Source organism: Clostridium sp. KNHs214, assembly GCF_000744935.1.
Taxonomy (GTDB): Bacteria; Bacillota; Clostridia; order Clostridiales; family Clostridiaceae; genus Haloimpatiens.
Map to the genome: position 1 here is coordinate 265,762 of NZ_JQMW01000009.1, position 20,682 is coordinate 286,443.

General features: G+C 29.3%; 16 protein-coding genes. 11 read left to right on the top strand and 5 right to left on the bottom strand.

Annotated features, from left to right (window positions below):
• Positions 1–106: 106 nt before the first annotated feature.
• The 3 genes from CC89_RS03800 (at position 107) to CC89_RS03810 (ending at position 4,337) form a co-directional block, all read left to right on the top strand.
• Complete coding sequence (locus CC89_RS03800; protein WP_035289230.1) at positions 107–1,459, top strand: amidohydrolase family protein; 1,353 nt, start codon at positions 107–109, stop codon at positions 1,457–1,459.
• Between the two features lie 407 nt (positions 1,460–1,866).
• On the top strand, positions 1,867–3,036 hold the full coding sequence (locus CC89_RS03805) for a M20 family metallopeptidase (RefSeq protein ID WP_035289232.1): 1,170 nt from the start codon (positions 1,867–1,869) through the stop codon (positions 3,034–3,036).
• Positions 3,037–3,122: 86 nt separating this feature from the next.
• Complete coding sequence (locus CC89_RS03810; RefSeq protein ID WP_051931463.1) at positions 3,123–4,337, top strand: hypothetical protein; 1,215 nt, start codon at positions 3,123–3,125, stop codon at positions 4,335–4,337.
• Positions 4,338–4,587: 250 nt separating this feature from the next.
• Here the strand turns inward: CC89_RS03810 and CC89_RS03815 are convergent, their stop codons facing one another.
• The 3 genes from CC89_RS03815 to CC89_RS19410 all read right to left on the bottom strand — a co-directional run bounded on the left by CC89_RS03815 (position 4,588) and on the right by CC89_RS19410 (position 8,066).
• The gene (locus tag CC89_RS03815) at positions 4,588–6,432 is read right to left on the bottom strand and encodes a glycerophosphodiester phosphodiesterase (protein WP_035289234.1); all 1,845 of its coding nucleotides are present in this window, start codon (positions 6,430–6,432) and stop codon (positions 4,588–4,590) included.
• 264 nt (positions 6,433–6,696) lie between these two features.
• Positions 6,697–7,176 carry a hypothetical protein gene (locus CC89_RS03820; protein ID WP_035289235.1) on the bottom strand — a complete coding sequence of 160 codons (480 nt, stop codon included), beginning with the start codon at positions 7,174–7,176 and terminating at the stop codon, positions 6,697–6,699.
• Positions 7,177–7,277: 101 nt separating this feature from the next.
• Positions 7,278–8,066 (bottom strand): hypothetical protein, encoded by a 789-nt coding sequence (locus CC89_RS19410; protein WP_051931465.1) that lies wholly within the window; start codon positions 8,064–8,066, stop codon positions 7,278–7,280.
• Positions 8,067–8,538: 472 nt separating this feature from the next.
• On the opposite strand from CC89_RS19410, the gene CC89_RS03830 reads away from it, so the two are divergent.
• Positions 8,539–9,207, top strand: coding sequence for a DUF3786 domain-containing protein (locus CC89_RS03830; RefSeq protein WP_035289239.1), 669 nt, complete (start codon positions 8,539–8,541; stop codon positions 9,205–9,207).
• A gap of 54 nt (positions 9,208–9,261) precedes the next feature.
• Here the strand turns inward: CC89_RS03830 and CC89_RS03835 are convergent, their stop codons facing one another.
• Positions 9,262–10,638, bottom strand: coding sequence for a YjiH family protein (locus CC89_RS03835; RefSeq protein ID WP_035289242.1), 1,377 nt, complete (start codon positions 10,636–10,638; stop codon positions 9,262–9,264).
• 452 nt (positions 10,639–11,090) lie between these two features.
• On the opposite strand from CC89_RS03835, the gene CC89_RS03840 reads away from it, so the two are divergent.
• The 7 genes from CC89_RS03840 (at position 11,091) to CC89_RS03870 (ending at position 19,164) form a co-directional block, all read left to right on the top strand.
• The gene (locus tag CC89_RS03840) at positions 11,091–12,362 is read left to right on the top strand and encodes an efflux RND transporter periplasmic adaptor subunit (protein WP_035289244.1); all 1,272 of its coding nucleotides are present in this window, start codon (positions 11,091–11,093) and stop codon (positions 12,360–12,362) included.
• Positions 12,363–12,442: 80 nt separating this feature from the next.
• Positions 12,443–13,168 (top strand): ABC transporter ATP-binding protein, encoded by a 726-nt coding sequence (locus CC89_RS03845; RefSeq protein WP_035289247.1) that lies wholly within the window; start codon positions 12,443–12,445, stop codon positions 13,166–13,168.
• Positions 13,165–14,337 carry an ABC transporter permease gene (locus CC89_RS03850; protein ID WP_035289250.1) on the top strand — a complete coding sequence of 391 codons (1,173 nt, stop codon included), beginning with the start codon at positions 13,165–13,167 and terminating at the stop codon, positions 14,335–14,337. Before CC89_RS03845 ends, CC89_RS03850 begins: the two co-directional genes overlap by 4 nt.
• A 158-nt stretch (positions 14,338–14,495) precedes the next feature.
• The gene (locus CC89_RS03855) at positions 14,496–15,182 is read left to right on the top strand and encodes a response regulator (protein WP_185750712.1); all 687 of its coding nucleotides are present in this window, start codon (positions 14,496–14,498) and stop codon (positions 15,180–15,182) included.
• Positions 15,172–16,662, top strand: coding sequence for a sensor histidine kinase (locus tag CC89_RS03860; protein ID WP_035289255.1), 1,491 nt, complete (start codon positions 15,172–15,174; stop codon positions 16,660–16,662). The genes CC89_RS03855 and CC89_RS03860 overlap by 11 nt, the downstream gene beginning before the upstream one ends.
• A gap of 189 nt (positions 16,663–16,851) precedes the next feature.
• The gene (locus CC89_RS03865; RefSeq protein WP_035289258.1) at positions 16,852–17,688 is read left to right on the top strand and encodes a CvfB family protein; all 837 of its coding nucleotides are present in this window, start codon (positions 16,852–16,854) and stop codon (positions 17,686–17,688) included.
• 30 nt (positions 17,689–17,718) lie between these two features.
• Positions 17,719–19,164, top strand: a complete 1,446-nt coding sequence (locus tag CC89_RS03870) for a DEAD/DEAH box helicase (protein ID WP_035289262.1) — start codon at positions 17,719–17,721, stop codon at positions 19,162–19,164.
• 129 nt (positions 19,165–19,293) lie between these two features.
• Here the strand turns inward: CC89_RS03870 and CC89_RS03875 are convergent, their stop codons facing one another.
• Positions 19,294–20,352 carry an AI-2E family transporter gene (locus tag CC89_RS03875; protein WP_035289264.1) on the bottom strand — a complete coding sequence of 353 codons (1,059 nt, stop codon included), beginning with the start codon at positions 20,350–20,352 and terminating at the stop codon, positions 19,294–19,296.
• Between the last annotated feature and the right edge of the window lie 330 nt (positions 20,353–20,682).

Consider the following 20,682-nt stretch of genomic DNA (forward strand, 5'->3'; position numbering starts at 1 on the left):
ATTATGATACTATAAAATCATCAATTAGAAATGACTTTCATGCGTTAACTGGCCGGTTACGTTATTTAATTTGTAAGTTAATAAATATTGAAAGGGGAACTTAGATATGTATGAAAATAAAGTTGGGACACTTCCAGATATATTAGCTTCAGCTAAATGTAACAAATTACATGATCCTATTGGAGAATTACCATGTGGTGGAAGGCTTATATTGAAAGCAGGTCTTGTAGTAGATCCTAAAAATAATTTAGAGGAAGTTAAAGATGTTGTTATATATGGAGATAAAATTCAAAGTATAGAAAATGATATAAAGCCAGAAAAGGGTGATAGAGTTATAAATTGCGAAGGGCTTATTGTGGCTCCAGGACTTGTAGATATGCACCTTCATTTAGGAGATTTATTTGAGGTGAGTACAGAACCTATTAAATGTGCAGTAGAAGACGGTGTTACAATAGGACTTTCACCAGGAGCAGGAAATACTTTTATGGCACCAGCTTTATTGGGAGCAGAAGTAGATAGAGGTTTGCCTATAAATATAGGACTTTATTTAGGAGCTGTTAATGTACTTGGAACTATGCTTTCTGTGGAGGAGTTAATACAGCTTTTTAGAGGAGAACTTAATGAGGAAGTATCTATTAGAAAAATGACTAGAAATAGGATAACTAATACTACTGCTCCTTTGACAGTAGGTATTAAAGACCACATGGGACACTTTATAATGAGTGATGAAAATATAGAAAAGATATTTGAAATAACTTCTAAGGCAAAGTTAATATATATGTCTCACACTCAAGATCCTGCCCATGCAGAAAGATTAGTTTCATTATCTAAAGGAAGACCAATACATTTAGCTCATGCTACTGCTGCTGGATGTGGAACTCATATGGGAGCAGCAGAAGGAATGGCTAGAGTTATAGAACTTTGCAAAAATGATCATGTAACTGGCGAGTTTGTAACTACTATGCTAAGAGCAGGAAAAGGCAGTAGGGAAGGACTTCAATTGCCTAAGGAATCACAGAAATTAGCTTATGATGCACTACATGAAGGAATAGTAAAAGTGTTAATATCAGATGGTCAAAATGAAGCAACCATGAAAGGCTTCGGAGATACTAGAGATAATATACCTGCCATAATTGAACTAAGTGAAATGGGAGTATTAACATTAAAAGATGCAGTAGCTTGTATGACTTGTAATCCAGCTAAATTAATAGCAGATAGAACAGGAAATCCATGGTGGGAAGAAGCTATTGGACACATTGGAGTTGGAGCAAATGCTAATATAACTGTATTGGATCCTAATGATAAACTTGCTACTTATACAATAGTAAATGGTCAGGTTGTAGCTTTTGAAAATAGAATTGTAAGAAGATCACAAGGTGCAGGTGGCTGGGTAAGCAAGTTTGGAATGGTAAAGAGAACAGGAGTAGGAGATTTAGCTGCCTTCTCTTATATTAAATAATTAACTTAGGCACATTCAAAGAAATAACAAGTCAGTATGCTAGTCTATTTTGCGTCATACTGCGTCATCAGAACCTGCCGATAGTCTTACTATCAACAGAAACTGTTTCCTTGTCTGACACAAAATATACCAGCATCTTTGACTTGTTATTTCTTTTCATGTACCTTAAATGGAGATGACACTGTGGCACAGAGAATAAATTCTACAATAAATTGTGTTTGCTATTAAATTTCAAATCAATATATTGTATGATTAAACCACAAAAAGGTACAATGCGATGGAATTATGAAAGTCATTCCAGAGAAATTTCATAATTCAAGTAATGTGATGATTTTTGTGGGATGATCATTGTATACGAATTTCTTAATGGGACAGCGTCATCGTGGCAGCAGATAGGAGAGAAAAATATGTTTAGATCAGATTTAGAATTGAGAGAAGAGGCTTGTAAAATTCTCAAAAAATTAATAAGAACTAAAAGTGTAAATACTCCTGGGGATGAAATGGACGTAGTAAAGTTAATACTTTCTTATTTTGAAGGCTATGATGTAAAATATACAATATTGGACCATGGAAACAATAGAGGATCTTTAATATTAGAAATTCCAGGAGAAGATAATTCATCACCTGTAGCATTTATAGGTCACATAGATACTGTACCTATAGGTGATGAAGGAGCATGGAAATATCCACCTTTTCAGGGGGTTGTAGAAGGAGATTACATGTACGGAAGAGGCACTTCGGACATGAAGGGCGGAGTATGTGCAATGATTCTTACAGCTAAGTATTTATTACAAAATAAAAATAAAATTTTGCCTCCTAGAAAGATATATTTTTGTTTTACAGCAGATGAAGAAAAAGATGGCATGGGAATTATGGCAATAAAAAAAGCTGGTATTATAAATGACGTAAAAGAAATAATAATAGCTGAACCTTCATGCCTTAAACTTGGAATATGTGAAAAGGGAGCTTTGTGGTTAAATATAAAAGTTAGAGGTAAGGAAGCACATGCATCTATGCCGCACTTGGGTATAAATGCCATTGAAATTATGGTTGAATTTATAAAAAGATTAAAAGAAAGCATAGATATGGATTCTTTTAATAAATATCTTGGACATTCAACAGTTGCTGTAACCAAAATAGAGGGAGGAGTAAAGACAAATATTATTCCTGCTTTTGCTGAGGCTTCTGTAGATATAAGAGCTATTCCAGGAATAATTAATCAGGAAGTATTAGAAAAAGCTGAAGAAATAGCAAAGAGTTTAATAAAAGAAAAAGATGTTTCTATAGAATTAGAAGTGGAAAATAACAGACCAGCATTAGAGATTGAGGAAGAACACGAATTTTTAAATAAGTTTAAAGACATATATAGTAATTTAAATTATAAATTGGATTACAAGGGCATAAATTTTTATACGGATGCATCTCAAATTATACCGGATTTGGACATGCCTTTTGTAATATTAGGGCCTGGCGATGATTCATTGGCTCATCAAAGAAATGAGAGAATAGAGATATCAACTATACCAAAAGCTGTAGAAATATATATAAATTATATAATGTATCATGCGAAAAAATAGGTTATACAGTTTTAATACTATATTTTTCAGTAAGAAATATATGAATTATATAATGTAACATGAAAAAATAGTAGGAGGTAAATTTTATGGGTAGTAACAATAATAAGGCTTACAATAGATTTTTAAGTAAACCTGTGGGTTCTCATATAGGATTTTTAATAACTATTGCTTTGGCTTTTGCTTTATATTTTGGTCTTGTAAATATAAAAGTAGTTGGGCAATGGTTTCCATACAATCAAGTGGTTAGTAATGCTAATAGCAGTATATTTTATAAATTTATTTGGTGCATAATGAATTTTACTGAAGCAGAGTTTTTTGCAGGAGTTATGGCATCTTTAGGAATAATAGTTGGAGGATTTATAGCTTGGAGACTGGATGTAAAGGATTCAAAATATGCAGGATTTAATGTATGTTATGGGACAAATCAATTTCCTTGGGTATTTGCATCACAGGTACTATCAGTATTTATAGCAGTTTTTGTTTTAAATTACACTCATTTATTTGCAGGAGGAAAGTATACATGGCTTCCAACTTTTATAACAATAGTGGGAGTTCCACCAGCTATAATGCTTCTTTATGGTCCTAGTATAAAGGCTTTGTTTACAGGTTCTATTTTAGGAGGGTTATTATCCTTCCCAATAGCTTTTTGGATAATGACAAAAATAATACCTGTGTTAAATGTGCCAGGAGTGGTTTCTAATGTATTAACTATGGCTATTACAGGTATAGTAGTTATAGAAATATGTGAGACACTGCCATGGATGGAGAAAAAGCCATGCAAACCTATAAAGAGAAAAACAGTAAACTTAAGTGATGAAGAAAAGTTAAAATCTATGTCTAAACCTACTTGGTTTATTAGAAGGGTTTTAGCAGATTTTTCAGAAGCGCAATTCTATGGTAATGAAATTCCAGGATTATTAGCAATATTGGGTGTAAGCATAGATTGGATATTGAATTCTGGACATGCTGCTTATGGTTCAGGAGCAGTGCCAGCTATACTTCTATCACAAATAATAGGTTCAGCAGTAGGTGTGTACATATATTTTAATAAATATTATAAAACTGGTTGGTATGCTACTTTTGTACCTGTAGTTAGTGTAGGACCTGCCTGTGTACTTATGTTTGGAGCTAGTATACCGGTAGCGGTACTTTCAGGAGTTCTAGGTGCAATAATAGGACCTCCACTTGCTGAATATTTAGTTAAAAAGCTGCCTTCAGAGCTTCACCCAACTGTAGGAAATGTAACTTCTATGGCAGCAACTACTATAATGGTATCTACTATAATGGCTGTTATATTTTAACATAGATAGGTTGCAATTAAACATAGACATGAGGGATGTTGGTTGCATTAGTGATTTAAATTGTACCCTTTGTCAAGCGTACATCAAGCTTTCATAGTTTATTGAAATGTTTTAATTGAATATAATTCAAAATGGGCTGCCGCATTAAGGAATTCACATGCAATATATTGTTTTGCAAGTTTAAAGTTAACATAATATATTGTAAGATTTATTCTTAGTGCCACAGCCCCTTTGTAATCAACTTGATTTGCTATTTGAATAGTAAGTTTATTATTTTATTGTTTTTAGATTCCTCTAATAAGTTTTTCAAATTGTATGGATGATCAGTTATTATGTTGTCAACTCCTAAATCAATTAGTTTGGTCATGTTTTTTTCATTATTAACTGTCCAAACATGAACTTCACGTCCAAGAAGATGAGAATTGTGAATAAATTTTTCTGTAGCATTATCAGTTTCAATGCTATAGAAATCCACATCTAAGTTAGACATATCTTCAATTACTATATATACAATGGTACCAATTTTTATAGTGGGATCTAGATTTCGTACTTTTTTTAGGCTTTCATAGTTTACAGAAGATATTATGCATTGATCTTTAAAGTTTTCTTCTTCTAAAATTTTTAATACTTTTTCTGATAGCTCTGGGTCATGACCGTTGGCTTTAAGTTCAATATTTAATTTAATTTTACCTTTGCATAGTTTTATTGCTTGTCTTAAAGAAGGTATTTTTTCACCTCTAAATTTTTCACCAAAAGGATTTATGAATTTTTTACCAATACTATAATATTTAAGTTCATCGTAAGTTACATCCCATATATTTTTGTTTATTCCCGTTACTCTTTTTAAATTAGTATCATGTAACAGCACCACTTCTCCATCTGCAGTTTCCTGTACATCTATTTCAGCATAATCAGCTCCATTATTTATGGCGTATTGCAGTGCACTTAAGGAATTCTCTGGTGCATATATAGGAGTGCCTCTATGAGCAGTTATATGTACAGCATTCATTTTTACACTTGAATAGTAAGTAACTAATAATATTATTGTAAATAACATTATTAGTGCAGAACAAGTTATTATAATAAAGATATTATTGTGTTTAAGTTCTTTAAAAGACGAAGGAGTATTAATACCATATTCCATATAGTCACTTAACTTTGAATCATAGTCATTTACTTCAATAAAATAGTAAAGTCTTGTAATAATTATTATATTTATAGGTATGGCGAATATTGATACTAAGAACATAATTATAGAAGAAAAAACTGAAAAAAGTGAAAGCGAAGTCAATACTGGGAAAGAATTGAAACCAGACTTTTTCATAAAAGTTACAAAGGCTAGTCCTATTATAAAAAATAAAATAAGTGTACATGAGATTATGAATACATATAAGAGTAAAATTATACCTGATATATTCCAAAGTTTACTTTTACACATATTTTTGCTTTTTATAAGTGAAGTTTTAAAATCCAAACCCTCTATAATGGATATATGAATAGCAAATATATTTTTAATTAAATACATATAGGATGTTATTATTATAGTTAAAATAATAAGTATTTTTAGTGGGGTGTTAACTAATATATTTGCAAAAAAAGTTGGTAAATAAGCATTTAATATTTTAGGGCTTATAATCATAAATAGTAATGACAGTATAATGCATATATGTAGAAAGAGCTGAACCAAGAGTATTTTAATCACTTTAGAAAAGTTTTTTAATATAGCTCCAAATACCTTTGAAAGTTTAAATTTATTTCCCAAATATATATTTTGTGATAGTATAACCAATCGTACTACATCGGTGGTTAGTAAAAAAACGTTTATAATTACCAGTATTAATATAGTCCAAAGTCCAGGAATGCTAAATGAAAATTTTAACAATATATTATTAGTAAGAACTCTTTTTTCACTTAGATACATAAAGAGATTTATAATTATAGACAATAATGGAATTAGTATGAAAAAAAGTACTAGTTTATATAGAAACTTATATTTTATATTTAATATGAAACACTTTTTAAAATCATTAAAAGTATTTTTAAATAATTTTTTGAATAAAAATTCGTAGTTTCTTTTTATTTCTGTAAATCTCAATTGAAGTCACCTGCCTTACGCTTATTATAACCATATATTTAATGAGGAACAATATACTTAGTCATCAAAAAAAATTTCAGACTAATTCATATATAATCAAGAAAATAATTTGGAGGTTAGAATAAACTGAGGTTAATTTTAGAAAAAGTTGAGAAAATATAGTTTCTATAGAATAGTGCAGATATATAAAGTATTTTTTCATTTGCAGACAATAAGGACAACTAAATGATTAGTTGCCCTATATTGTTTGAAACTCCATGTTTTTTAGCATGGATGTGTATAGTTTGCAATGATTTTAACTCTTATATCTAGAGGTGAGCATAGATCATTGTCAGGAAGAATAAAGCTAAATCTTCTATTGGTATCTACACATGGTGAACTTGTATTAGTAGATTTATTTTTGTCATATATTAAGTTGTCTTCTTGTGCACTGCAAGGACATCCTTGGTCTAAAGTAAATGTTTGAGATTTAAATGCTAATACTGTATTGCATTTGTCCAAAATTATACATCCTACAGTTAACTCATGTCCAGGACACACATTCTTTAAGCAAACATTTACCTGCAATAACCTTGATGCGTTAGCCACGTTAGTAGGATCTAATGTAGCACTTTTACAAAGTTCACATGGATCAAAATGGATACAGCTATTATCATCGGCTTTGTTACAAAAATCAGAAATGGTACATGAATTTATATTAGGAAAACTTTTGTTTTCACTATTTTCTTCAAAAACTCTATTCATATAATTACCCTCCTACTATTTATTAAATTGAATAATACTAGATGTCTATAATTACATTATATTAATAGGAGTTATATAAGGTTACTACATATTTTTAGCTTTTATTTAATATGTTCTTCGCCAGTATTCATGTCGTATTCTATATTTAGATTTATAGAGTTTTCTTTTTGATCTTTTGAAGTATTTTTTAAAGAAGTATATATAATTTCAGTGGGAACTTGCAAATTATCTTTTAAATAAACATCTATATTTTCCATAGGAATTTGCAAATTATTTTTTTGAGTAGTATCTATGTTTTCTACGGGGATTTGCAAATTACTTTTTGAAATAGTATCTATATTTTCTATAGGGATTTGTAAATTACTTTTTGAAGTAGTGTCTATATTTTCTATATGTGTTTGTGAATTATCTTTTGAAGAAACATTGATATTTTCTTTAGATGAATTATTGTTATTTAAAATTGTACATATCACCATTAATGTTGATATAGAAAAGCTTTTTTTGTTTATATGGTTAATAAAAGCTTCTTCAATAAATATAGCAGGTGTTAAATTAGGGGTACCAACATGTTCTATGGGTAAAATTTCAGATAATGGTCTGCTAAATTCTGTATAATATATATTTTTTGAATATAAGTTTGATTTAAAAAATACCCTTAAATTTAAAAAGCCTTCAATAAAAATTTTACTTTTACCATGAGTGAATATATGTTTCCAATTACTAATTGTTGCATTAAACGAAAGCTCCAATATTAGTTCTATGTTGGGCTTATTTTCAGGAAGAGTTATGTGATAAGATTTACAAATTTCTTTACAAGGATATTGAATATTATAATTATCCAGTTCTTTTTGGGATATTAATCCATTTATCTTTGTAGCATTATTGTCCATATAAATGCTCCTTTCATATTGGATTTATTCATAATTAATTTTGAATTAGCTTGATGTATATTTTAACTATGAATAATTAATTGTAAGTGATATAAAATTCACTACTATTTTATGCTATGAATCTGTTGTAATATATGTTACTATTACTATTCTGTGTGATTGATAGTAAGTCTATTAAACCTAAAAATAAAATGTATAGGTTTATAAATTTTGCTTCTAAGGTAGCTATATTTAAGTAATTACAAATATATATTAAAAATAAGATAAAGTATTTAAGAAATAGTACATATAGTTTGTCTTAGGTGGAATTTGGTAAAATAGTATATTATAATATGAGATATATACGGTGTAGGCAGAGAAGTATATATAGATGATTAGAAATCATGTTTACATTATCTGAATACAGTTTGCAGAAGAGTCAGGAGTTAGTTTAGAAAAATTTGAAAACAATTAATATTAATGGGGGGCAGGTATGGGAGTTTCAAAGAGTATCGATAATAGACAGGGAAGGGTTCCTTATGAATATATTCAAAATATATTTAAAAGGCAGGAGCCTAAGGAAATGGAGAAATTTACAGGTGCAATATATGATGAGGAAAGAGAGATTTTTAAATTAAGGCTTATGGGAAAAGATTATTACATAAAGTATCCATCGGCAGATACATTTAATGAAGCTGGACAAGAGATAAAAGGATATACCATTAAAACTATATTTTTAAGATATTTAGTAAATGGAAAAGGTGTCCCGCCTACAGGAAAAGATATAACATATAAAGAAATACCAGGAGGACATACTTATTATCCTAATTTTAGTAGCAGAACCATTGCAAAGTTGGCTAAAGTATTTGGAGACAAATTAGAGTTTTTACAAGAGGTTTTCGAAAAAATGGGAGCTCAGAGAGTAAAAAATGGAGATATGGCATATAGGTTTGAATTTATAAATAATGTGTATATGACTTTTATAGTTTGGCAAGGTGATGAGGAATTTTCAAGTTCTGCAAATATTTTATTTGATAATAATATTATATACTACTTTAATGCAGAGGATTTAGCTGTAGTAGGAGAGGTGGCAATAGAAATAGTAAGAAATGGAGGAGAACTTCCTAAGGGTATGACGCTCTACGAATACGAAGATAAGTAAGGAACGGTTCATTAATTTTATATAATAAAATTAATGAACCGTTCCTTACTTGCATTAGAATATAATATGTGCGATAACAGATATAATTGGAAGTGTTATCAAAGTTCTTTCTATAAATATTATAAATAGTTCTTTAAAATTCACAGGTATTTTGGAACCAATTAGTAATCCGCCTACTTCAGACATATAAATAAGTTGAGTTACAGAAACTGCAGCTATTATAAAAAGTGTAATAGGACTTTTTATAGTACTTGCAGCTATTACTGATGGAAGAAACATATCAGCAAAGCCTACAACTAATGTAGAGGAAGCAGCTTGTGCTTCTGGGATTTGTAATAGCTGAAGTAATGGTATAAATGGCATTCCTAGCCATTTGAAAATTGGAGTGTACTCAGCTAATATAAGAGCTATAGTACCCATAGCCATGACTATGGGAGTAACCCCAAGCCACATATCGAAAACATTCTTAAATCCATCTGTTAAAAATTTACGTACATTAGTATTCTTTTGAGACTTTTCTATTGCTTGTTCAAAGCCCCAATTTAATGCAGAATAACCTTCAGGAATAACCTCGCTAGAAGATTTGTTATTATCATTAAAATAAGTATCAGATTTTCTAGAAAGAGGTGGTATTCTTGGAGTTATTACAGCGGCCGCTATGCCTGATAATGTTACTGTAAGATAAAATGGAAGAAACATATGACCGAGTCCAACTTGTGAAATAACAACTAAACAAAAAGTTATAGATACTGCGGAAAAGGAAGTGCCAATTATGGCTGCTTCTCTTTTTGAGTAATATCCCTCTTCATATTGCTTGCTTGTTAAAAGCACTCCTATAGTACCGTCTCCAAGCCATGAGGTTATACAGTCTATTGACGAACGACCAGGTAGATTAAAAATAGGTCTCATTACTTTAGTTAGTAAAGTACCGAAAAATTCTAGTAGACCAAAATCTAATATTAATGGTAGTAATAATCCTGCAAATAAAAACACTGCAAATAAAATAGGAAGTAAGCTATATAGTAAAAGACCACCAGTATTTTCAGAATATATAACTTTGCTGCCTAATTTAAAAAACGTGCATATAGCTAGAATCATGCCTATAATTCTCGAGATAACCCAAAGGGGTGTAACATCTAAAAGTTTTTTTAAGTAATCATTATTCATTAGGAAACTTGGCTTGAATATTTTTATAATTAGGGTAAAAACACATGATGAGGTTATAAGTATTGTCATTATTAATGGCAAATAGTTTTCTAATGAAGTTTGTATAAATTTAGAGAGAAAAGCAATAGGAATTGTGACCTCTCCTTCTAGTGGAATTGGTGTCATAAATAATAATATTCCAGTTATTGATGGAAATATAAATCTAAGCAAATCCTTTAACGAATATTTTCTTTTTACATTATTTTTATTCATTGAATTCTCCATAAAAACCTCCTTAACATAATACCATGTAAGGTATTAATATTTATACAGCATTTTTTATAATAATACAAAAATGATTATTTTGCAATAAGTTTTAAAACATAATTTGATTATTCCCCAAAAGGCATTACATTACTTGAATTATGAAATTTCATAATTCCATGGCATTGTACCCTTTTGTGGTTTAATCATTTACTTTCTTATTAATTTATATTTTGTTAACAAAGTTGTCACTTAAGTGTCACTGTGTATAAGTAATATATGTTTATCTGATAGATACTTAACGTAATGTGTCTATTTCTTTAAATATATAAAGTAAGATTATTATGTTATGTATTGGACAGTTTTTTAGATTAAGGAGAGTAGTGTTTTTATTAAGTAATTTTTTGCTAAAGCTAAAAATAATTTAGTTAGATTTTTTAAAAATGTCTTTGAAAAAACAAGGAGGGAAAAAGGTGAGTAAAAAAATATCAAAAATAGTTTTTATAAGTGTAGTTGTAATAATTATTGCAGTAGCAGGATGGTGGATATTTAACAAATATAGTAAAGGAAAGAAAGTATCAGTAAATACAAAGTATATAACAGCAACTGCAGCAAAGAGAGATATAAAAGTAAGTGTACAGGGAACAGGAACCGTATTTGCAGATGTTACTAAAGAAATAGTTACTAATAATAATGGTGAAATAAAAGATTTAACTGTTAAAGTTGGAGATAGGGTAAAGAAAGGGCAAGTCATATGTAGAGTTGAAAGTGAGCAGCTAAGGCAACAAATTAGTAATGCTGAAATTAATTTACAAAAACAAAAACTTCAATTGGAGAAAGCTAAGACGGATGAGGAAATTAATTTACAAAACTTACTTGTAAATGAAGCGCAGAAGGATCTAGATTATGCCAATAGTCAAATGAATAAAGCTGTTCTTACGTCACCTATAGATGGAGTAGTAGTGGAAAAAAATAATAACAGTGGAGATGATGTTCAAAGTGGTAAAACAATAATTTCCATAATGGATCCAACATCATTAAAGATTAAGTCATCTATAGATGAATTGGATATTTCTAAAGTAAAAAAAGATCAAAAAGTTCAGATAAGTGCTAGTGCTGTTGAAGACAAGGTATATGAGGGAGTAGTTGATTTTATATCAGAAACAGGAACAAATAATAATAATGTAACAAAATACGATGTTATAATATCTATGAAAAATTATGAAGAATTGAAAATTGGAATGAATGTTAATGTGGATATATTAGTTAATAGTAAACAAGATGCTTTGGTAGTTCCCGCAGAAGCATTAATAGAGAAGAATGGTAAAAAATATATCATGACTGCTGATAGTAATAATATCAATAGTAGTGATGATAGCAATAATAAGAATACCAATAATGATAATAAAGTCAACACTAACGAAACAGAAGCTAATAGAAAAAATCAAAATAATGTAAGTTCCAAGGAAAAACAAAGTGGTCAAATAAGTAATAGAACAAATAGAAAAAGCGAAATATCAAGTTATGATAATTTAGTAGAAGTAAAAACAGGGCTAGAAAATGAAAATTATATAGAAATTTTAGAAGGAATAAATGCAGGTCAAAAAATTCTCATAGCATTACCTGAAAGTAATAATACGAATACTACCAATATGAGGAGCAACTTTGGAGGTATGGGTAATAGAATGGAGATGCCTGGTATGACTAATGAAAGACCTTCAAAATCAAGTAGTGGTAAACGATAAATGAAGGCAGAACCTATGAGTAAAAATATTAATAGTTTACTTATAATTTGTAGTGCCGATTAACAGGGAGGTAGTACTGTATGAATAAAAGTCTTGGAGAGAAATATGTTATAAAAATGAACAATATATGTAAAAATTATAAAATGGGAAAGGGAGAATATAAAGCATTAGAAAATATAGATTTAAATATTAAAAAGGGAGAATTTGTTGCTATAGTGGGTTCCTCAGGAGCTGGAAAAACTACTTTAATGAATATTATAGGATGTCTGGATATACCCACAAAAGGAGAGTATATATTAGATGGGCTAAATACACAGTGTAGTGATGATAAATTAGCTGAAATTAGAAATAACAAAATAGGATTCATATTTCAAAATTATAGTTTGTTACCTAAATTAAGTGTACTAGAAAATGTTGAATTACCTTTAATTTATTTGGGATTAAGTGAAAAAGAAATTAGAGAAAAATCAGAGAGCTGTTTGACAAAGGTGGGATTGAAAACTCATATTAAGCACAAACCATCAGAATTGTCTGGAGGGCAAATGCAAAGAGTTGCCATAGCAAGAGCACTAGTAACAAATCCTCAAATTATTTTGGCAGATGAACCCACTGGGGCCCTTGATAGCAAAACTGGAGAAGAAGTATTAAAAATGTTGAAGGAGCTGAATGAAGAAGGAAATACTATAATTCTGATCACTCATGATAAAGAAATTGCCAATAAGGCAAAAAGAATTATAACTATAAAGGATGGAAAGATAGTATTAGATGTTTTAAACCAGAGCCTAAGTAAAGAGGTGAGCCTATGAAGATAACTAGACTTTTTAAAATGGCTATAAAGTCCATATGGTCCAATAAAATGAGGTCTTTCTTAACTATGCTAGGTATAATTATTGGTATTTCATCTGTAATAGTACTTGTAGGCATGGGAGAAGGGACCAAACAGCAGGTTCAATCACAAATAGAAAAGCTTGGAACAAATTTAATAACAGTTAATATAGTAGGTAAAAGAACAAAAAGTTTTGCAGATGAAGAAATAGATGAATTAAAAAGTAAACCTGGAATAAAAGAAATTGCACCTACACTTACGCAAAATAATATAGATGTTAAGGCAGGAAGTAACTCAGCGAATACAACAGTGGAAGCATCTACACCAGAATATTCTAACATAAGGAAGACATATGTAAGTTACGGTAGATTTCTCAATAAAAGGGATATAGACAATAGATACAAAGTTGCGGTTATAGGAATAGATACAGCAAATGATTTATTTGGAACAACAAATGTAATTGGGAAAGTTGTAAATATAAATGGGATTAATTTTTCTATAGTAGGAGTATTAGAAGCTCAGGGCAGCAGCATGGGTGGTTCTGGAGATGATAAAATAATATTGCCTATAAGCACTGCTCAGCGATTATTTGAGAATACTGACATTAAAACTTTTTATGTAGAAGCAACGGATAAAGATAAAGTAAGTGAAGCTATGAGTTATTTACAATTGTTTTTGAACAAAAAGTTTAATAATGATACAGATAGTTATAGACTATTTGATCAAACCAGTTTGCTTAGTACGGCAAATGAAACAAATAGTAGTATGACAATGATGCTTACTGGTATTGCAGCAATATCACTTATTGTAGGTGGTATAGGTATTATGAATATAATGCTTGTATCAGTTATAGAGAGAACAAGAGAAATTGGAATAAGAAAAGCCATAGGGGCTAAGAGAAGAATTATATTATTACAATTCTTAATGGAATCTGCTATAATAAGCTGCTTAGGTGGAATAATAGGAGTATTAACGGGATTTTTAATAGCTTATTTTGCACAAACTGTTCTTAAAATGACTGTTGTGATATCAAGTAGTGTAGTTATGGGAGCTGTTGCTTTTTCAGTATTTGTTGGAATATTGTTTGGAATGTATCCTGCAAGCAAAGCCTCTAAATTAAATCCTATAGAAGCTCTTAGATTTGAATAAAATAGATTTATTCCTCTGCGAGGTATTTCGTAGAGGAATTTTCTAATATTCCATGTGAATTATAATTAATATAGTATAAAATAGTTAATATAATTGCTTTTGTATATGCAAAAGCAGAAATTGAGTGTAGAACTAGATATAACATGGAGAGTGAATTTATAATGGATACTATTCTTATAGTGGACGATGAGGAAAGAATTAGAAAACTTATTGCAGCATATTTAAAAAAAGATAATTACAATACAGTGGAAGCAGAAAATGGCATGGATGCTATAAAAATTTTAAAGGAAAATCATATTAAACTTATGATATTAGATGTTATGATGCCTGTAATGGATGGATGGACAGTATTAAATGAGGTAAGAAAATTTTCTAGTATACCAGTGATTATGCTTACGGCAAAATCTGAAGATGAGGATGCTTTATTGGCATTTGAATTAGGAACAGATATTTATTTAACTAAACCATTTAGCCCTAAGGTACTTGTTGCTAATGTAAAAGCTTCTTTAAAGAGAACTTATAATTCTCAAATTAGAGATAATAGAGAATGTGCATTTGCAGGTATTCACATAGATAAGAATTCCCATAGGGTAACTATAGATGAAAAGGAAATAAATTTTTCACCTAAGGAATTTCAATTATTAGTTTATTTTATGGAGAATAATAGACTAGTACTTACAAGAGAGCAAATATTGAATGCTGTTTGGGGGAATGATTATTATGGGGATTTGAGAACTGTGGACACACACATTAAACGATTAAGAGAGAAACTTGGTACAAGGGCATATGTCATATCTACCGTAAGAGGATATGGATATAAATTTGAGGTGAAAAATGAAGATTAAAAAGAGTATATCAAAGCAACTTTTTATTATAACGTCTTTATTATTTATTGTTTTTATTATTATAATATTAATTACGCAGACTTTGTTTTTTCAAAAGTTTTATGTTAATAAGAAAAGAAGAGATATACAATCAGTTGTAAGTAAATTTAAGGAAGAATATAAAAAAACTAATACTAATGAAGAAACTAAAAACTTAATAGAAAAGTATCATATGAATAATAATGTTGACATTAGTATTTTAGAATCTTCAGGAAATATACAAATGTGTTTGAGACGGGAATATTTAAAGCCAGAAAAAATAAAAACAATGTATATGAATGAATTTATAAATAACTGGGTACCTAATATTTATAAATTTCAAGAAATTATGACTAAAAATAAGAGTGATATTTATTTAGAAACCCTAAAGGAAAAAGAAGTTCCAAGGAAAAATATAGTTTGTATATGGCCTATTAAAGAAAAAAATCAAATTATATTTGGATTCGATTCACTAGAACCAGTAAATGAAGCTGTGTCTGTAATAAAGGAATTCTATTTATATTTTTTTGTAGTTGCAATTTTACTTATAATAGTTACTTCTTTGATTTATTCTAATATTATAACTAAGCCTTTAGTACAAATAAATAAAACTGCCTTAAAAATGGCTGAATTAGATTTTAATGAAAGGTGTACGGTGAAAAGTGAAAATGAAATAGGAAGTCTTGCTACTACACTGAATTTTTTATCTTACAATTTACAAAAGGCTTTGACATCTTTAAAAGAAGCAAATGCAAAATTAGAAGAAGATATTGAAAAGGAAAGGCAATTAGAAAAAATGAGAAGAGAATTTGTAGCTGCGGTTTCTCATGAACTTAAGACACCTATAACACTAATAGAAGGATATGCAGAAGGTATTAAAGATAATGTGTTTGATGATGAAGATAAGGACTATTATATTGATGTAATAATGGATGAATCTAAAAAAATGACAGGGTTAATTAATGATATGCTTGATTTATCTTTACTAGAATGTGGGAATTTTAAGTTAGTTAAAGAGAAATTTTTTATAGATCAACTAATTAAGTCCAATATAAAAAGATTTTGGGGTATTGTGAAGGAGAAAAACATTAACATTCAAACCAATTTAATTGATAATATAGAAGTAGATGCGGATTGGAATAGAATAGAACAGGTGATATACAATATATTGACCAATGCCGTAAAATATACTGGAGATAAGTGTACTATTTTTGTGAATATGGTAAGGTTAAATAAAAAAATTAAGATAGAGATAGAAAATGAGGGGGAACATATTGAAAAAGAAGAGCTAGAGAAAATATGGGATAAATTTTATAAAGTTGATAAATCTAGAAGTAGAAAATTTGGAGGTACGGGTATAGGACTTGCAGTAGTTAAAAATATTATAGTTTTACATGGAGGAGAATGTGGTGTAGAAAACACTGAAAGAGGAGTTAAGTTTTACTTTATATTACCACTGTAGTTTCACTAATAAAATTGCATATAATTTCAAATAATATTAATATAATTATAAACTTACCTAAAAAATAGAAGGAAATACAGTAATAACTGTGGTAAAATGAAAAAAGTACAAATTTATATAAAGCATTAATACAAGTTAAAAATTAATGGTAATATAAATATTAAAATACAAAGTTAAGGAAGGGTTAGTATGATTGAATTAGGAAAAATACAAAATTTAGAGGTAATTAGAATTACTCCTATAGGAGTATATTTAAATTCAAAAGAGGATAAGAGTGAAGAGGATATTCTACTTCCTCAAAAACAGGTACCAGAGGGAAAAGATGTAGGAGATGAAATAGAGGTATTTGTTTATAGGGACTCGGAGGATAGATTGATAGCTACTGTTAGAAAGCCTAAAATAAATTTGGGAGAAGTGGCATTACTTAAGGTAGTACAGGAAACAAAAATAGGTGCTTTTTTGGATTGGGGTTTAGAAAAGGATTTATTTTTACCTTTTAATGAACAAATTACTAGTGTAAAAGTGGGCAGAGAATATTTAGTTTATTTATATATAGATAAAAGTGACAGATTATGTGCATCTATGAGAATTTATAAAAGACTTGCCAGTGATTCACCATATAAGGAAGATGATAAAGTTAAAGGAATAATATACAGTATAAAGGATGACTTAGGCGCATTTGTAGCAGTGGATAATAAGTATCAAGGATTGATATCTAAGGATGAATTTTATGGTGAGTACAGATATGGAGATGAAATTGAAGCTAGGGTGGTAAAAGTTAAAGAGGATGGAAAGTTAGATTTAAGCCTTAGAGAAAAAGCTTATAAGCAAATGGATGAAGATGCAGAGGTAATTTTAGAAAAATTAAAAATTAATGGTGGAGTGCTTAATTTAAACGATGGAAGCGATCCAGAGGAAATAAAAGAAGAGCTAAATATGAGTAAAAAAGCTTTTAAAAGAGCTATAGGAAGGTTATTAAAAGAAAAAAGAATCCAGTTTATAGAAAAAGGAATTAAATTAGTTTAAATTTTATATATGAAAAAGAGGATATAAAAAATGCATAAATGTAGTTTTAAAGATTTTCATTTAGGTGAGGATATATTGAAGTCTATAGAAAAATTAGGATATATAAATCCATCACCTGTACAGGAGAAAGTGATTCCATTTGCACTTAAAAATAATGATATTATAGTTAAATCTGAAACAGGAAGTGGAAAAACAGCAGCTTTTGCCATACCTATTTGCCACAAGGTGGAAATAGAAGAGGTAAATCCTCAAGCATTGGTGCTTACGCCCACAAGAGAATTGGCAGTGCAGGTGAAAGAAGACATTTCTAATATTGGAAGATTCAAAAGAATAAGATGTGCTGCTATATATGGAAAACAGCCCATGAAAGTGCAGAAGAGAGAATTGAAACAAAGGGTTCATGTGGTAGTTGGCACACCAGGTAGAACAATAGATCATATAGAGCGCGGAACTTTAAATTTAGAAAAAGTAAGATACCTAGTTATTGACGAAGCAGATGAGATGTTAAATATGGGATTTATATATCAGGTAGAATCTATAATAAAAATATTGCCTAAAAACAGAGTAACCATGCTATTTTCTGCAACTATGTCGGAGGAAATTCAGAACTTGTGCGATAAGTATATGCGTAATGCTGAAAATATAGATATTAATCCGGAAAATATTACTGTGGATAAGATAAATGAGGAGTATTACACAGTAGAAGAAGATAAAAAATTTAATGCTTTAAATAGTATAATTTATACCGAAAGACCTAAGAAATGTATTTTGTTTTGTAATACTAGGGAAAAGGTTGATGAGTTGGTTAGAAGTATGAAAAAACAAGGATATTATGCTAGAAAGTTGCACGGAGGCATGGAACAGAAGGATAGGCTAGAAGTAATTGAAAGCTATAAAAGGGGAGAAATTCAATTTTTGGTAGCTACAGATGTAGCAGCTAGAGGAATTCATATAGAAGATGTAACGCATGTTATAAATTATGATGTGCCTGTAGAGAAAGAAAGTTATGTTCATAGAATTGGAAGAACGGGAAGAGCAGGAAGCACAGGTACAGCTATAACTTTTGTGCGTTCTTATGATAAGAGGCTTTTAGAGGATATAGAAGAGTATTTGGGATATAAAATACCTAAAAAAGAAATGCCATCGAAGGAAGAAGTTATACAAGGTGAAAAGATTTTTAAAGATTCACTTAAAAACAAACCTAAGCTTAAACCTGTTAAGAATATACAACTTAATAAGGAAATCACTAAGATATATATAAATGCTGGAAGAAAGAAAAAAATACGACCAGGTGATATTGTTGGTGCTATTACCAGTATAGACGGTATTAGTGCTGAAGATGTGGGAATTATTGATATACAAGATGGTTTTTCTTATGTTGACATATTAGGAGGAAAAGGAGAAATTGTGCTTGAAGCTGCTGAAAATATGAAAATAAAAGGCAAAAATGTAAGAGTGCAGAAGGCCGTAAAATAATAAAATATTATGAAACAATAAAATATGTTATTTTGCCATAATGTAGAGATAATATAATTTCATAATTTGTATAACCACATACCTTTTTAATAAGTAAGGGTATGTGGTTATGTTTATTAACAGCTATATTTATGATGGATTTTTAGAACTTAATGTAACTATAGCTACTTTTATTATGGAGTATATTGGAACTACAACAAAAGCACCAATAGGTCCAAAGATGGCAGCAGAAGCTACTACCAAAAAAATGTCGGTAATTGGGTGGATTTTCATGGCTTTGGACATAACTAGGGGTACGATTACCCTCCCCTTAATGGCTTGAGCCACAATAAATAGAAGGGAGAGTTTAACTACCATTTTCAACCCCATGCTTAAGGCTATTATATATGGTATTATCATAGAAATAAAAAAACCTACAAAGGGTATAAAGGCTAATACAAAGGTTATAGATGATAGTATAAGGCCACTGGGTATACCTATAATTAAGTATCCAAGGTAAATCATAGAAGCTAATGAAAGAGCCACTTTAGCCTGACCGATTATGTAATTTGAAAGCACATAATCACATTTAATGTAAACTTCTTCTAATTTATTACCATATTTATGTTTATATTTATTAGGAACAATTTTTAATAATCCTTTCTTTAAATCTCCATTGTCCTTTAATAAATAAAATACAATTATGATGATAAGCAGTATGTCAGAAAATGCTACCATCACAAAATTAGCGGTTTTAAAAGCACCATTTTTAAATAAGTATAAATAATTTTTTACATATGAAGCAAGTTGTTCTAATATCCACTTCATATCCAAGTTTTTAGATAAATTTCCGTTTACAAAATTAATAAGATTGTTTTTATGTTCTACAATAGATAACTTTTCCATAAGATTTTTAAATTGAGAAATAAAATAGAAACCTAATCCTTCTACAATTCCTATTGCAATGATCATTGCAATTATTAGAGTGAGAGTAGCTGCATAGGTGTTTTTTAAGCCTTTTTTAATAAATATATTTTTTAAAGGTTTTAAGATGTAGTAGATAAATACTGATATTAAAATTGGAACGATTATCAATTTATACACAGAGGAAAAAGCTTTATTCACTATGGGTAGTTTTATAAGAAAATGGATAGCTAGCAGTATTAAATTTATAAGTATTAAAGGAAGTAAAAATCTTTTTAATTTCATAAATAAATACGTTTTATTAAGATAAATTTTTAAAGTGTTTTATGCTTAAGCAGTAATATTCAAAATAAATCTTAATAAAAATAAACCTCCTCACTAAATATTTTATTTTTATTTTGTGCTTATATTGCACTTTTATGCCTATATCACTAAGATTTTAAATATTATTTATATAAGTGTTTTATATGATTTCAGGTTGTTGCTTTGTCTAGCACATTGTATTTATATACTAATTTGATATATAATTTAATTATGTATTATGGTAAACTCCATACAATTTAAATGAATGAATATAATTGATTAAATAATATGATTATCCATAAAAAGGTACAA

What these genes read in the sequence shown, in the direction of transcription:
- CC89_RS03800 (WP_035289230.1), top strand. Translation starts at nt 107, where the DNA reads ATGTATGAAAATAAAGTTGGGACACTTCCAGATATATTAGCTTCAGCT.
- CC89_RS03805 (WP_035289232.1), top strand. Translation starts at nt 1,867, where the DNA reads ATGTTTAGATCAGATTTAGAATTGAGAGAAGAGGCTTGTAAAATTCTC.
- CC89_RS03810 (WP_051931463.1), top strand. Translation starts at nt 3,123, where the DNA reads ATGGGTAGTAACAATAATAAGGCTTACAATAGATTTTTAAGTAAACCT.
- CC89_RS03820 (WP_035289235.1), bottom strand. Translation starts at nt 7,176, where the DNA reads ATGAATAGAGTTTTTGAAGAAAATAGTGAAAACAAAAGTTTTCCTAAT.
- CC89_RS19410 (WP_051931465.1), bottom strand. Translation starts at nt 8,066, where the DNA reads ATGGACAATAATGCTACAAAGATAAATGGATTAATATCCCAAAAAGAA.
- CC89_RS03830 (WP_035289239.1), top strand. Translation starts at nt 8,539, where the DNA reads ATGGGAGTTTCAAAGAGTATCGATAATAGACAGGGAAGGGTTCCTTAT.
- CC89_RS03835 (WP_035289242.1), bottom strand. Translation starts at nt 10,638, where the DNA reads ATGGAGAATTCAATGAATAAAAATAATGTAAAAAGAAAATATTCGTTA.
- CC89_RS03845 (WP_035289247.1), top strand. Translation starts at nt 12,443, where the DNA reads ATGAATAAAAGTCTTGGAGAGAAATATGTTATAAAAATGAACAATATA.
- CC89_RS03850 (WP_035289250.1), top strand. Translation starts at nt 13,165, where the DNA reads ATGAAGATAACTAGACTTTTTAAAATGGCTATAAAGTCCATATGGTCC.
- CC89_RS03860 (WP_035289255.1), top strand. Translation starts at nt 15,172, where the DNA reads ATGAAGATTAAAAAGAGTATATCAAAGCAACTTTTTATTATAACGTCT.
- CC89_RS03865 (WP_035289258.1), top strand. Translation starts at nt 16,852, where the DNA reads ATGATTGAATTAGGAAAAATACAAAATTTAGAGGTAATTAGAATTACT.
- CC89_RS03870 (WP_035289262.1), top strand. Translation starts at nt 17,719, where the DNA reads ATGCATAAATGTAGTTTTAAAGATTTTCATTTAGGTGAGGATATATTG.
- CC89_RS03875 (WP_035289264.1), bottom strand. Translation starts at nt 20,352, where the DNA reads ATGAAATTAAAAAGATTTTTACTTCCTTTAATACTTATAAATTTAATA.